Origin of the sequence: Kineobactrum salinum (assembly GCF_010669285.1) — a bacterium.
GTDB classification, from domain to species: Bacteria; Pseudomonadota; Gammaproteobacteria; order Pseudomonadales; family Halieaceae; genus Kineobactrum; species Kineobactrum salinum.
In genome coordinates this window covers 2,972,973-2,987,609 of record NZ_CP048711.1, presented here as the reverse complement: position 1 = coordinate 2,987,609, position 14,637 = coordinate 2,972,973, and the positions used below count along the sequence as shown (strand labels likewise).

Here is a 14,637-nt window from a genome sequence, read left to right as displayed (position 1 = left end):
ATAGCTTGACCGCCGATCGTCGCAGGGAGACCATGGTACCCGCCAGGGCAACGGGAAGGCAACGGGAAGGCAACGGGAAGGCAACGGGAAGGCAATGATGGAGCGGCAGATCGAACAACAGGTCGAGACTCACTCGGTGGTGATGGGCTATTTGTTGTGGATTTTCGGCTTTATCGGCGCCCACCGCTTCTACTATGGCCGCCAGATTACCGGCATTATCTGGTTTTTCACGCTGGGGCTGTTCTTCATTGGCTGGATCATCGACCTGTTCCTGATTCCCGGCATGTCACGCGATGCGGACCGCCGCTACCAGGACGGCCCCGTCGACTACAATCTCGCCTGGATCCTGCTGACCTTTCTCGGGGTGTTCGGGATACACCGCTTCTATATGGGCAAGATATTCACCGGCCTGCTGTACCTGCTGACCCTGGGACTGTTCGGGTTCGGGGTGCTGTATGACTTCCTGACGCTAAATGGGCAGATTTCGGAGAAAAACCACCGCTAAGTAAGGGGCCCAATGCCTACCCATAGGGTGCGTTGAGGCACGAAACGCACCGGATAGCTCCCGCCACGACCTGATACCTGAAACAAAGACCAGGGGGACGATGGTGCGCTTCCTTTGTCAGCGCACCCTATGCAGGCGGTGCACCCTATTCAGACCGATGCTGCCTCTGCAGGCGGTGCTGCCTTGAGGACATAGGGTGCGTTGAGGCACGAAACGCACCGGATATGGGCATACCCTCAGACATCTGGAGCTTGAAACAAAAAATGGAGGGAAATAGCCCTTAAAACGTATACATCCCATACATAGATGGTGCGCTTCCTTTGTCAGCGCACCCTATGCAGGCGGTGCACCCTATTCAGACCGATGCTGCCTCTGCAGGCGGTGCTGCCTTGAGGACATAGGGTGCGTTGAGGCACGAAACGCACCGGATATGGGCATACCCTCAGACATCTGGAGCTTGAAACAAAAAATGGAGGGAAATAGCCCTTAAAACGTATACATCCCATACATCCGGCCCAAAAAAAAGCCCGGCACATGGCCGGGCTTCTGGAACTGCAGGGTACAGGCTTACTCGAGGATTTTGGCCACCACGCCGGCGCCCACGGTGCGGCCGCCTTCGCGGATTGCAAAACGCAGCCCGTCTTCCATCGCGATCGGCGCTATCAGCGTCACCACCATCTGGATGTTGTCACCCGGCATCACCATCTCAACGCCCTCGGGCAGCTCGCAGGCACCCGTCACGTCCGTGGTCCGGAAGTAGAACTGCGGACGGTAGCCCTTGAAGAACGGCGTGTGACGGCCACCTTCATCCTTCGACAGCACATACACCTCGGCCTCGAACTTGGTGTGCGGCTTCACCGAACCCGGCTTCGCCAGCACCTGCCCACGCTCCACTTCCTCGCGCTTGGTGCCACGCAGCAGCACGCCCACGTTCTCGCCCGCCCGGCCTTCGTCCAGCAGCTTGCGGAACATCTCCACACCGGTACAGGTCGTCTTCACCGTGTCCTTGATACCGACAATCTCGATCTCTTCACCGACCTTGATCACACCGCGCTCAACACGCCCTGTCACCACCGTGCCGCGGCCCGAAATCGAGAACACGTCTTCCACCGGCATCAGGAACGCCTGGTCTACCGCCCGCTCCGGCTCCGGAATGTAGGCGTCCAGCGTCTCCACCAGCGTCTTCACCGCCGTCACACCCAGCTCGTTCTCGTCTTCGCCGTTCAGCGCCATCAGCGCCGAACCACAGATGATCGGCGTGTCATCGCCCGGGAAGTCGTAGGTGTCGAGCAGCTCGCGCAGCTCCATCTCCACCAGCTCCTTCATCTCTGCGTATTCTTCGGAATCCGCACCGCCGCAATCTTCCGCCAGCAGGTCTGCCTTGTTCAGAAACACCACAATGTAGGGACACCCACCTGGCGGGACAGCAGGATGTGCTCACGGGTCTGCGGCATCGGGCCGTCTGTCGCACCGCACACCAGAATCGCGCCGTCCATCTGTGCCGCACCGGTAATCATGTTCTTCACATAATCCGCGTGGCCAGGGCAGTCAACGTGCGCGTAGTGACGCGTCGGGGAATCATATTCCACGTGCGAGGTCGCAATGGTGATACCGCGCGCCTTCTCTTCCGGCGCATTGTCAATACCGTCGAACGCAATCGCGCTGCCGCTGCCCCAGGTCTCGGCACACACCTTGGTCAGCGCCGCCGTCAGCGTCGTCTTGCCATGGTCAACGTGTCCGATTGTTCCCACGTTGACGTGGGGCTTGTTACGTTCAAATTTTTCCTTTGCCACTTTAATTCACCTCTGTGAGATAGCTGAAAATTACTTGGTTGTGTTCTTGGAAATAATTTCCTGCGCGATATTGTTCGGCGCCTCGGAGTATTTCATGAACTCCATCGTATAGGTGGCCCGGCCCTGCGTCGCTGAACGCAGGTCGGTCGCATAACCAAACATCTCCGCCAACGGCACTTCGGCATTGATGACTTTGCCGGACACGCTTTCGTCCATGCCTGAGATAAGGCCACGGCGCCGGTTGAGGTCACCGACTACGTCACCCATGTTCTCCTCAGGCGTGATGACTTCCACTTTCATGATGGGCTCCAGCAACACGGCGCCACCGTGCTGCGCCAGCTTCTTGGTTGCCATGCTGGCAGCAATCTTGAACGCCATTTCGTTGGAGTCCACATCGTGGAAGGAGCCGTCAAACAGGGTGGCTTTCAAGCCCAGCAACGGGTAGCCCGCCAGGACACCATTCTGCATCTGTTCTTCAACCCCTTTCTGCACCGCGGGAATGTATTCCCGGGGCACGGTACCACCGACCACCTCATTGACGAACTCGAGGCCCTCGGCGTTCTCGTCTTCGCCCGGCTGAAACCGGATCCAGACGTGACCGTACTGGCCGCGGCCACCGGATTGGCGCACGAACTTGCCTTCGATCTCACTGGTATTGCGGATTGCTTCGCGGTACGCCACCTGCGGTTTGCCGATATTCGCCTCGACGCTGAACTCGCGGCGCATCCGGTCTACCAGGATATCCAAGTGCAACTCGCCCATGCCCGAGATAATGGTCTGCCCTGACTCAGGATCCGTCTTGACCCTGAAGGAAGGATCTTCCTGGGCCAGCTTGCCCAGCGCAATACCCATTTTTTCCTGATCGGCCTTGGACTTCGGCTCTACCGCCACCGAAATCACCGGCTCGGGAAACTCCATGCGCTCCAGGACGATAGGCTTGGTCATATCACACAGGGTATCCCCCGTGGTGGTATCCTTCAGGCCCACTGCCGCCGCGATATCACCGGCCAGTACTTCCTTGATCTCTTCGCGACTGTTGGCGTGCATCTGCACCATGCGGCCGATACGTTCTTTCTTCTGCTTGACCGAGTTGAATACGCCGGTACCGCTTTCCAGCTTGCCGGAGTAGACCCGGAAGAAGGTCAAGGTGCCGACAAAGGGGTCGGTGGCAATCTTGAAGGCCAGCGCGGCAAAGGGAGCATCGTCATCCGCTTCCCGGGTTTCGACAGTGTCGTCCTTGTCCAGCAAGGTGCCTTCGATCGCCCGCACTTCTGTGGGTGAAGGGAGGTATTCGATCACTGCGTCCAGCATCGCCTGTACGCCCTTGTTCTTGAAAGCGGAACCGCCCAGCACTGGCACGATCTCGCCAGCCAGGGTGCGGGTACGAATACCCAGCTTGATTTCTTCCTCGGTCAACGAGCCGCCTTCCAGGTACTTGTCCATCAGCTCTTCATTGGCCTCGGCAGCGGCTTCCACCAGGAATTCCCGCATTTCCGCGACCTCATCAACCAGGTCCGCCGGCACCGGTGCATGTGTAAAGGTCATGCCCTGGTCGTCTTCGCTCCAGATGATGGTCTTGTTCTTGATCAGGTCAACCACGCCGCGGAACCCGTCCTCGGCGCCAATGGTCATCTGCAGGGGCACCGGATTGGCGCCCAGGCGGGTCTTCAACTGCTCGACTACCCTGCGAAAATCGGCACCGGCCCGGTCCATCTTGTTGACGAAGACCATACGCGGCACTTCGTATTTGTTGGCCTGACGCCAGACCGTCTCGGTCTGCGGCTGCACGCCGGAAGAACCGCACAGTACTACCACGGCACCGTCCAGCACCCGCAGGGACCGCTCCACTTCGATCGTGAAATCAACGTGTCCGGGGGTGTCGATGATATTGATGCGGTGCTCGTCAAACTGGGCATCCATGCCACGCCAGAAACAGGTGGTCGCCGCAGAGGTGATGGTAATACCCCGCTCCTGTTCCTGCTCCATCCAGTCCATGGTGGCTGCACCATCGTGCACCTCACCAATCTTGTGGGACAGTCCGGTGTAGAAAAGTACGCGCTCGGTGGTTGTGGTTTTACCCGCATCCACATGGGCGCAGATACCGATGTTCCGGTATCGCTTGATAGGAGTCTTGCGTGCCACGATAAAATCCCCAATTACAGGTTGCTGGGCAACAGATTAAAAACGGTAGTGAGAGAACGCCTTGTTCGCTTCCGCCATGCGGTGCACATCCTCGCGCTTCTTCACGGCATTGCCCTTGCCCTGGGAAGCATCGATGATTTCACCCGCCAGACGCTGGCGCATCGACTTTTCGCCACGATTGCGGGCGTAATCAACCAGCCAGCGCATGGACAGTGCTACCCGGCGGGCGGGACGCACTTCGACAGGTACCTGATAGGTGGCCCCACCCACACGGCGGGATTTCACCTCGACCATCGGCGCGATATTCTCAAGTGCCTCGTCAAAGGCTTCGATGGGGTCTTTCTTCAGACGCTCCTGGACGATCTCCAGGGCACCGTAGACGATACCTTCGGCCACGGATTTCTTGCCACTCACCATGACATGGTTCATGAATTTTGCCAGCGTGGTGTTGCCGTATTTGGGATCTGGCAGCACTTCGCGCTTGGCGACTACTCTTCTTCTCGGCATGATTGTGCCCTTCTCTCTTCAGGTTGATCCGAACACCGACCTGCCACATATGCGGGGGAGGCAGGGGTTCAGCCTTACTACATTCGTTTGCTCAGGCGCAGCCTGGAGCCGGTTTACTTGGGACGCTTGGTACCATACTTGGAACGGGCCTGGCGGCGATTGGCCACCCCGGAGGTATCCAGGCTGCCGCGGACGGTGTGGTAACGCACCCCCGGCAAGTCCTTGACCCGACCACCGCGTATCAGCACTACACTGTGCTCCTGCAGGTTGTGTCCCTCGCCACCGATATACGAAGAGACTTCGTAACCGTTGGTCAGGCGTACACGGCAAACCTTGCGCAGAGCCGAGTTCGGCTTTTTCGGGGTCGTGGTGTAAACACGGGTGCACACACCGCGGCGCTGCGGACAGCTTTGCAGGGCGGGCACATCGCTCTTTGCCACTTTGCGCTTTCTGGGCGTACGAACCAATTGGTTGATCGTTGCCATTCAGTTAGAACTCCAAACATTCTGTTGATTTTCATGGCCCTGGGGCCGGCCTTCAGGCCCGGGGGCGGCAGCGGCCAGCGCTGCAACGATATGCGTCCGCGTTCGCCCAAACAAGGACGCACGAAAACACCCCGGGAAAGAGGAGGCGGCATTCTATAGACGCCCCCCGTAGTAGTCAAGGGTCAAACGGGCGGGGAATACCCCGCCCGTGCCGCGCAATGATGCGACTAGCTGTTGCTGTCCTGCAGTGCCTCGGTCAGTGCTGCTTCGATTTCCTGGGCCGAAACACTCATTTCCGTCTCGCCACCGCGGGTGCGCTTGCGCTCGGCATGATAGGCCAGGCCGGTGCCCGCCGGAATCAGGCGGCCCACAACGACGTTTTCCTTGAGTCCGCGCAGATAATCCCGCTTGCCGGTGACAGCAGCCTCGGTGAGGACGCGGGTGGTCTCCTGGAACGATGCCGCCGAGATAAAGCTCTCGGTCGCCAGCGATGCCTTGGTGATGCCCAGCAACTCGCGCTCGGCAGTGGCGGGCACCATGCCCTCCGCCAGCAGGCGTTCGTTCTCTTCCAGGAAGGTCACATGCTCGACCTGCTCGCCCTTGATCAGACTGGAGTCCCCGGACGAAGTGATGACGACCTTGCGCAACATCTGGCGCACGATGACTTCGATGTGCTTGTCATTGATCTTCACACCCTGGAGGCGGTACACCTCCTGGATCTCATTGACAATGTACTTCGCCAGCTCCTTGACGTCCTTGAGGCGCAGGATATCGTGCGGGCTCAGCGGGCCCTCGGAGACCACCTCGCCTTTTTCGACAAACTCGCCCTCAAACACCGACATGTTGCGCCACTTGGGAATCAACGCCTCGTAGTGATCCGAGCCATCCGCCAGCGTCGTGCTGTCGGTGGGCGTGATCACCAGCCGCCGCTTGCCCTTGGTTTCCTTGCCAAAGCTCACAGTGCCGGAGATCTCTGCCAGGATGGCAGGCTCCTTGGGCTTGCGAGCCTCGAACAGGTCCGCCACCCGCGGCAGACCGCCGGTGATATCCCGGGTCTTGGAGCCTTCCTGGGGAATCCGCGCAATAACGTCGCCCGCCTCCAGATTGGCGCCATTCTCCGGCGCCACCAGGGCGTGGGCCGGCAGGAAGTAGTGAGCCGGCACATTGGTGCCAGCCAGGCAGAGTTCGTCACCGTTGCTGTCCACCAGGGACACCGCCGGACGCACATCCTTGCCCGCCGCCGGCCGCTCACCCAGATCCAGCACCTCAATGTTGGACAGACCCGTCAGCTCGTCGGTCTGGCGCTTGATGGTAATCCCCTCCTCCATACCCGAGAACCTGGCGATACCCGCCACCTCGGTAATGATCGGGTGGGTGTGGGGATCCCAGTTGGCGACGATGTCGCCGGCGGATACCTCGGCGTTGTCATGCACCTTGATGATCGCACCGTAGGGCAGTTTGTAGCGCTCGCGCTCACGACCCATCTTGTCGAGGATGGACAGCTCGCCGGAACGGGATACTGCAATCAGGAAGCCGTCCTTGCGCTCTACAGTCTTCACGTTGTGCAGCCGCACGCTGCCCTCGTTCATCACCTGGATGTTGTCCTGGGCCGTCTGCCGCGACGCCGCCCCACCAATGTGGAAGGTGCGCATGGTAAGCTGGGTACCCGGCTCACCAATGGACTGGGCCGCGACCACACCAATGGCCTCGCCCATGTTGACCCGGTGCCCGCGCGCCAGGTCACGCCCGTAGCAGGTGGAGCAGATCCCGTGGCGGGTCTCGCAGGTAATCGGCGAGCGCACTTCCACTTCGTCGATGCCCATTTCCTCAAGCCGCTTGATCCACAATTCATCGAGCATGGTGCCGGCAGTGATCGCAATTTCCTCACTGCTGCCAGGCTTGATCACGTCCTTGGCCACAATCCGGCCCAGAACACGGTCACCCAGTGACTCGATGATATCGCCGCCGTCGATGACCGGTGTCATCAGCAGGCCGCGGTCGGTGCCGCAATCCACTTCGGTGACCACCAGGTCCTGGGCCACGTCGACCAGGCGCCGGGTCAGGTAACCGGAGTTGGCCGTTTTCAGTGCCGTGTCCGCCAGACCCTTGCGGGCCCCGTGCGTGGAAATAAAATACTGAAGTACGTTCAGACCCTCGCGGAAGTTGGCGGTGATCGGCGTCTCGATGATGGAGCCGTCCGGCTTGGCCATCAGACCGCGCATACCCGCCAGTTGACGGATCTGGGCGGGTGAACCGCGCGCGCCGGAGTCAGCATAGATATACACCGAGTTGAACGAGGCCTGATCTTCTTCCTCGCCATCGCGGTTGATCACCGTCTCCTTGGACAGGCCATCCATCATTGCCTTGGACACCAGATCATTGGCGCGTGACCAGATATCGATAACCTTGTTGTACTTCTCGCCCTGGGTGACCAGACCGGCCGCATACTGGTCTTCGATCTCCTTCACTTCCCGGTCCGCGCGGGCGATGAGCTCGGCCTTCGCTTCGGGGATCACAAAGTCGTTCACACCGATGGAGGAGCCGGAACGGGTGGAGTACTCGTAGCCGGTATACATCAACTGATCGGCAAAAATGACCGTGGCCTTCAGACCCACAACGCGGTAGCACTGGTTGATGATCCGGGAAATCGCCTTTTTGGCCATATCCTGGTTGACCATCTCATAACCGATTCCCTCGGGGACAATCTCCCACAGCAATGCCCGGCCGACCGTCGTATCGGCGATGAAGGTGCGCTCCATGCGGTCACCTTCTTCGGTTTGAACCACTTCATGGATACGTACCTTGACCCGTGCCTGCAGGTGTACGTGACCCCCGCGATAGGCGCGGTTGACCTCGGAAACGTTGGCAAAGATCATGCCCTCGCCCTTGGCGTTGACCCGGGAGCGGGTCATGTAATACAGACCCAGCACCACGTCCTGGGACGGCACGATGATGGGATCACCGCTGGCCGGCGACAGGATGTTGTTGGTGGACATCATCAGCGCCCGCGCTTCCAGCTGGGCCTCGATGGTCAGCGGCACGTGGACCGCCATCTGGTCACCGTCAAAGTCAGCGTTGTAGGCGGCGCAGACCAGCGGGTGCAGCTGGATCGCCTTGCCTTCGATCAGCACCGGCTCGAAGGCCTGGATGCCCAGGCGGTGCAGGGTGGGTGCCCGGTTCAGCAGCACCGGGTGCTCGCGAATCACTTCGGCGAGGATATCCCATACTTCCGGCGGCTCGCGCTCGACCATTTTCTTGGCCGCCTTGATGGTGGTCGCCAGACCGCGCGCCTCCAGCTTGCCAAAAATGAAGGGCTTGAACAGTTCCAGCGCCATTTTCTTGGGCAGTCCGCACTGGTGCAGACGCAGGGTGGGGCCCACCACGATCACCGAGCGGCCGGAGTAGTCCACCCGCTTGCCCAGCAGGTTCTGGCGGAACCGCCCCTGCTTGCCCTTGATCATGTCGGCCAGGGACTTCAGTGGCCGCTTGTTGGAACCGGTGATGGCCCGGCCGCGGCGGCCGTTATCCAGCAGCGCGTCCACAGACTCCTGCAGCATGCGCTTTTCGTTGCGCACGATGATGTCCGGTGCGTTCAGGTCCAGCAGCCGCTTGAGGCGGTTGTTGCGGTTGATCACCCGGCGGTACAGGTCGTTGAGGTCGGAGGTCGCAAAGCGGCCGCCATCCAGCGGCACCAGCGGGCGCAGGTCCGGCGGCAGTACCGGCAGGGCATTGAGTACCATCCACTCGGGCTTGTTGCCGGAGCCGGCGAAGGCCTCCATCAACTTCAACCGCTTGGACAGCTTCTTGATCTTGGTCTCCGAATTGGTGGCCGGGATCTCCTCGCGCAGGTTGCTGATTTCGCGCTCCAGGTCGAGCTGCTTCATCAGATCCTGAACTGCTTCAGCACCCATTTTCGCGGTGAATTCGTCGCCGAACTCCTCCATCGCCTCGTAGTATTCCTCATCGGTCAACAACTGGGCGGGATTGAGCGTGGTCAGACCCGGATCGGTCACCACATAGGATTCGAAATAGAGTACCCGTTCGATATCGCGCAGGGTCATGTCCAGCAACAGGCCGATACGCGAGGGCAGCGACTTCAGGAACCAGATATGCGCCACTGGACTCGCCAATTCGATATGGCCCATGCGCTCGCGGCGGACCTTGGCCAGCGCCACTTCGACACCGCATTTTTCACAGATGACACCACGGTGTTTGAGGCGCTTGTACTTGCCACAGAGGCACTCATAGTCCTTCACCGGGCCAAAGATCTTGGCGCAGAACAGGCCGTCGCGCTCCGGTTTGAAAGTCCGGTAGTTGATGGTCTCCGGCTTCTTGACTTCGCCAAAGGACCACGCGCGAATCATCTCCGGCGACGCCAGGCCGATACGGATCGCATCGAACTCTTCTGACTGTCCCTGGGATTTGAGTAGATTAAGTAAGTCTTTCAAGGTCTTTCCTCCGAGAGGTTTTCCTTACAGCCGGGGTGGCATCAACTGCCACCTCAGCCCCGAGTCCATAAAGCTGTTAACCAGGCACTAGTCACTCTCCAGCTCGATATCAATACCGAGGGAGCGTATTTCCTTGACCAGCACATTGAAGGACTCGGGCATGCCCGGCTCCATACGATGGTCGCCATCCACGATGTTCTTGTACATCTTGGTACGGCCGGCAACGTCGTCCGATTTCACGGTCAGCATCTCCTGCAGAGTGTAGGCGGCGCCGTAGGCCTCCAGGGCCCAGACCTCCATCTCCCCGAAGCGCTGACCACCGAACTGGGCCTTGCCCCCCAGCGGCTGCTGGGTTACCAGGCTGTAGGAGCCGGTGGAACGGGCGTGCATCTTGTCGTCAACCAGGTGGTTCAACTTCAACATGTACATGTAGCCGACTGTCACCTGGCGATCAAAGGACTCGCCGGTACGGCCGTCATACAGTGTGAACTGGCCGCTCTCCGGCAGGTCCGCGAGCGCCAGCAGTTCCTTGATGGCGCCTTCTGCCGCCCCGTCGAACACCGGCGTCGCCATCGGCACACCCGCGCGCAGATTGTTCGCAAGTGCCAGTATTTCGGGATCGCTGAGGGACTTCAGGTCCTCGCTGCGACCGGCACCATTGTTGTAGATCTGCTCCAGGAACTTGCGCAGTTCGGCAACCTTGCGCTGCTCGCGCAGCATGTTGTCGATCTTCACGCCCAGGCCCCTGGCCGCCATGCCCAGGTGGGTTTCCAGTACCTGTCCCACGTTCATGCGCGAGGGCACACCCAGCGGGTTCAGCACGATATCGACAGGCTCGCCGTTTTCGTCGAAGGGCATGTCTTCCACCGGCATGATCACCGAGATCACGCCCTTGTTGCCGTGGCGGCCGGCCATCTTGTCACCGGGCTGGATCCGGCGCTTGATGGCCAGATAGACCTTGACGATCTTCAGCACACCGGGCGCCAGATCGTCGCCGCTTTGCAGTTTGCGCTTCTTGTCCTCGAAACGTTCTTCCAGCAGGCGGTTTTGCTCGTCCAGCTGGCGCCGGGCAGAGGCCAGCGCCTCGTTCAGCTCGGCCTCGGACAGCTTCAGCTTGAACCACTGGTCCCGGTCCAGCTCAGCCAGTACCGCTTCATCCAGCACGGTACCCTTGGCCAGACCAGCGCCGCTCACCGTCGTGGCGCCGGACAGCTGGTTGGCCAGCAGGGAGAAGGTGGCCTCCTCATAGATCCGGTACTCTTCCTTCAGGTCCTTGCGGAACTGGTCGAGCTGGTATTTCTCGATCTGCAGTGCGCGCTGGTCCTTCTCCAGGCCATCGCGGGTAAAGACCTGCACATCAATCACGGTACCCTTGGTGCTGGAGGGCACCCGCAGGGACGTGTCCTTGACGTCCGAAGCCTTCTCGCCAAAAATCGCACGCAGCAGCTTTTCCTCCGGGGTCAGCTGGGTCTCGCCCTTGGGCGTAACCTTGCCCACCAGGATATCGCCAGCTCCCACCTCGGCACCGATGTAGACAATGCCGGATTCATCCAGCTTGGCCAGGGCACTCTCACCGACATTCGGAATGTCCGCCGAAATCTCCTCCGAACCCAGCTTGGTATCGCGGGCGATACAGGTCAGTTCCTGGATATGGATGGTGGTGAAGCGATCCTCCTTCACGACCTTCTCGGACACCAGGATGGAATCCTCGAAGTTGTAGCCGTTCCAGGGCATGAACGCGATGCGGATGTTCTGGCCCAGGGCCAACTCGCCCATATCGATGGAGGGACCGTCGGCGAGAATATCACCGCGGGCCACTACATCGCCCTGGCGTACAATCGGACGCTGGTTGATGCAGGTATTCTGGTTGGAGCGGGTATATTTGGTCAGGTTGTAGATATCCACCGGCGCTTCGTCCGGGCCGACATCATCGTTGTTGATCCGTACCACTATCCGGCTCGCGTCGACCGAGTCGATCACGCCGTCGCGGCGGGCGACCACACAGACCCCGGAGTCCGCCGCCACATAACGCTCGATGCCGGTACCCACCAGCGGCTTCTCGCATTTCAGCGTCGGCACGGCCTGCCGCTGCATGTTGGAGCCCATCAGGGCGCGGTTGGCGTCATCGTGTTCCAGAAAGGGGATCAGCGCCGCGGCAACCGACACCACCTGTTTCGGCGACACGTCCATATACCCCACCCGCTCGGGCGGCATGACGGTAAATTCATTCATGTGCCGCACAGCGATCAGGTCGTCGACAAAGCGGTTGTCGGCGTCCACCGAGGCCGAGGCCTGGGCAATCACATAATCGGCCTCATTGATGGCGGACAGGAATTCGATCTCATCGGTTACCTGGCCGTCGACCACCTTCCGGTACGGACTTTCGAGAAAGCCGTACTCATTGGTACGAGCATAGGTTGCCAGCGAATTGATCAGGCCGATGTTGGGGCCTTCCGGCGTCTCGATCGGGCATACCCGGCCGTAGTGGGTCGGATGCACATCGCGGACCTCGAAGCCGGCGCGTTCGCGGGTCAGACCGCCCGGGCCGAGCGCGGACACCCGGCGCTTGTGGGTCACTTCCGACAGCGGGTTGTTCTGGTCCATGAACTGCGACAGCTGGCTGGAGCCGAAAAACTCCTTGACCGCGGCCGAGACCGGCTTGGCGTTGATCAGGTCCTGCGGCATCAGGCCTTCGCTCTCGGCCATCGACAGGCGCTCTTTCACCGCCCGCTCGACCCGCACCAGGCCGACCCGGAACTGGTTTTCCGCCATTTCGCCGACACTGCGCACCCGGCGGTTGCCCAGGTGATCGATGTCATCGGTCATGCCGCGGCCGTTGCGGATGGACACCAGGGCCTTCAGCACATCGACTATGTCCTGCCGGTCCAGCACCCCGTTGCCGGTCACTTCCTCGCGACCCAGACGGCGGTTGAACTTCATCCGGCCTACAGCCGACAGATCATAGCGATCGGCGGAGAAGAACAGATTCTGGAACAGGTTCTCGGCCGACTCCTTGGTAGGCGGCTCGCCCGGGCGCATCATGCGGTAGATTTCCACCAGCGCCTCGAGTTCATTGCGGGTGGTGTCCTGGCGCAGCGTGTCGGAAATGAACGGACCACAGTCCAGCTCATTGGTGTACAGGGTCTCGATGGTCTCGGCACCCGTTGCGGTCAGCTTGTCCAGGATTTCCTCGGTCAGAGCCGAGTTGCACTCGACCAGGATCTCACCGGTTTTCTTGTCGACCACGTTCTTGGCCAGCGCGCGGCCGTAGAGGTACTCGCGTGGAATTTCCAGTTCGGACACTTCTGCCTGTTCCAGCTCGCGAATATGCCGCGCCGTAATACGCCGGCCCTGCTCGACCACAACCTTGTTGCCGACCTTGATATCGAAAGAGGCGACATCACCACGCAGGCGCGCGGGAATCAGCGCCATCTTGTAGTTGCCTGCCTTGTCGACGTGGAAGGTATTGACCTCGTAGAACATGTCGAGGATTTCTTCGGACTCGTAGCCCAGCGCCCGCAGCAAAATGGTCGCGGGCAGCTTGCGGCGCCGGTCGATACGGACGAAGACCAGATCCTTGGGATCGAACTCGAAGTCCAGCCAGGAGCCACGGTAGGGGATCACCCGGGCCGAGTACAGCAGCTTGCCGGACGAATGGGTCTTGCCCTTGTCGTGGTCAAAGAAAACGCCGGGCGAGCGATGCAGCTGGGATACGATAACGCGCTCGGTGCCATTGACGACAAAGGTGCCATTGTCGGTCATCAGGGGGATCTCCCCCATGTAGACTTCCTGCTCCTTGATATCCTTGATGGTCTTGTTCGACGAGTCCTTGTCGTAGATGATCAGCCGCACCTTGACCCGCAGGGCGCAGGAATAGGTCACGCCGCGTAACTGGCACTCGCTGACATCAAAAACCGGCGTTCCCAGCCGATAATCTACATATTCGAGTGCCGCGTTGCCGCTGTAGCTGACAATCGGGAAAACAGACTTGAAGGCTGCGTGCAGACCATAGTCGCCGCGCTCTTCCAGGGGGACGCCCTGCTGGGTAAACTTCCTGTATGAATCCAGTTGAATCGCAAGCAGGTATGGAACATCCATAATGTTCGACAGTGTGCCGAAGTCCTTGCGAATACGTTTTTTCTCAGTGTACGAGTATGCCATCAGTACTCCCCAGCGTGTTTAGCCTGTCACCGCAGCGAGCGGACAACGAAACTTTTGACGGGCTGCGCAGTTGGTGCTTGCCAGCCCTGAAAAACTGTTCTCTTGAAGCGGGAAAAGGCCGGCGGGCAAAACGCCCACCAGCCTGACCCTTGCCCGGCAACATGCCAGACCAACATCGAGCGTCTTACTTGAGCTCGACAGAACCGCCAGCTTCTTCAACCTGCTTTTTGATGTCCTCGGCTTCCGCCTTGGTAGCACCTTCCTTGACCGGAGCAGGAGCGCCATCAACCACAGCCTTGGCTTCTTTCAGGCCCAGGCCGGTTACTGCCCGCACAACCTTGATGACGTTGACTTTCTTGTCGCCAGCGGCAGTCAGGATAACGTCGAACTCGGTCTGCTCTTCAGCAGCCGCTCCGGCGTCACCGGCGGCGGCAGCCGGCGCAGCAGCGACAGCCGCGGCGGCGGTTACGCCAAACTTTTCTTCCATTGCGCTGATGAGCTCAACGATTTCCATTACGCTCATTTCAGCGATTGCATTCAAAATGTCGTCTTTAGACAGAGCCATGACTCATATCTCCTGGTTAGCTGATAAATAA

At 60.0% G+C, this 14,637-nt stretch carries 7 protein-coding genes and 1 pseudogene; 1 reads left to right on the top strand and 7 read right to left on the bottom strand.

Annotated elements, in window-relative coordinates; translation table 11 throughout:
* Positions 1-94 precede the first annotated feature (94 nt).
* On the top strand, positions 95-505 hold the full coding sequence (locus G3T16_RS13110) for a TM2 domain-containing protein (protein ID WP_332102822.1): 411 nt from the start codon (positions 95-97) through the stop codon (positions 503-505).
* Between the two features lie 567 nt (positions 506-1,072).
* On the opposite strand, the pseudogene tuf reads toward G3T16_RS13110, so the two are convergent.
* From tuf to rplL, 7 genes and pseudogenes are all read right to left on the bottom strand, one after another.
* Positions 1,073-2,298: pseudogene (gene tuf / locus G3T16_RS13105) on the bottom strand (elongation factor Tu).
* A 30-nt stretch (positions 2,299-2,328) separates the two neighbouring features.
* A complete protein-coding gene (gene fusA / locus G3T16_RS13100) occupies positions 2,329-4,440 on the bottom strand; it encodes an elongation factor G (RefSeq protein ID WP_163495640.1) in 2,112 nt (703 codons plus the stop codon).
* Between the two features lie 36 nt (positions 4,441-4,476).
* Entirely contained in the window at positions 4,477-4,947 is a 471-nt protein-coding gene (gene rpsG, locus G3T16_RS13095) for a 30S ribosomal protein S7 (RefSeq protein ID WP_163495639.1), read from the bottom strand.
* 113 nt (positions 4,948-5,060) lie between these two features.
* Positions 5,061-5,432, bottom strand: coding sequence for a 30S ribosomal protein S12 (rpsL, locus tag G3T16_RS13090; RefSeq protein ID WP_163495638.1), 372 nt, complete (start codon positions 5,430-5,432; stop codon positions 5,061-5,063).
* A gap of 227 nt (positions 5,433-5,659) precedes the next feature.
* Positions 5,660-9,880 carry a DNA-directed RNA polymerase subunit beta' gene (gene rpoC, locus G3T16_RS13085; RefSeq protein WP_163495637.1) on the bottom strand — a complete coding sequence of 1,407 codons (4,221 nt, stop codon included), beginning with the start codon at positions 9,878-9,880 and terminating at the stop codon, positions 5,660-5,662.
* An 87-nt stretch (positions 9,881-9,967) separates the two neighbouring features.
* Positions 9,968-14,041, bottom strand: coding sequence for a DNA-directed RNA polymerase subunit beta (gene rpoB, locus G3T16_RS13080; protein ID WP_163495636.1), 4,074 nt, complete (start codon positions 14,039-14,041; stop codon positions 9,968-9,970).
* 184 nt (positions 14,042-14,225) lie between these two features.
* Complete coding sequence (gene rplL, locus G3T16_RS13075) at positions 14,226-14,606, bottom strand: 50S ribosomal protein L7/L12 (protein WP_163495635.1); 381 nt, start codon at positions 14,604-14,606, stop codon at positions 14,226-14,228.
* Between the last annotated feature and the right edge of the window lie 31 nt (positions 14,607-14,637).

Bases quoted from the DNA above. Each gene is read 5' to 3' on its own strand.
- rpsL (WP_163495638.1), bottom strand. From the start codon at position 5,432: ATGGCAACGATCAACCAATTGGTTCGTACGCCCAGAAAGCGCAAAGTG.
- G3T16_RS13110 (WP_332102822.1), top strand. From the start codon at position 95: ATGATGGAGCGGCAGATCGAACAACAGGTCGAGACTCACTCGGTGGTG.
- rpoB (WP_163495636.1), bottom strand. From the start codon at position 14,041: ATGGCATACTCGTACACTGAGAAAAAACGTATTCGCAAGGACTTCGGC.
- rplL (WP_163495635.1), bottom strand. From the start codon at position 14,606: ATGGCTCTGTCTAAAGACGACATTTTGAATGCAATCGCTGAAATGAGC.
- rpsG (WP_163495639.1), bottom strand. From the start codon at position 4,947: ATGCCGAGAAGAAGAGTAGTCGCCAAGCGCGAAGTGCTGCCAGATCCC.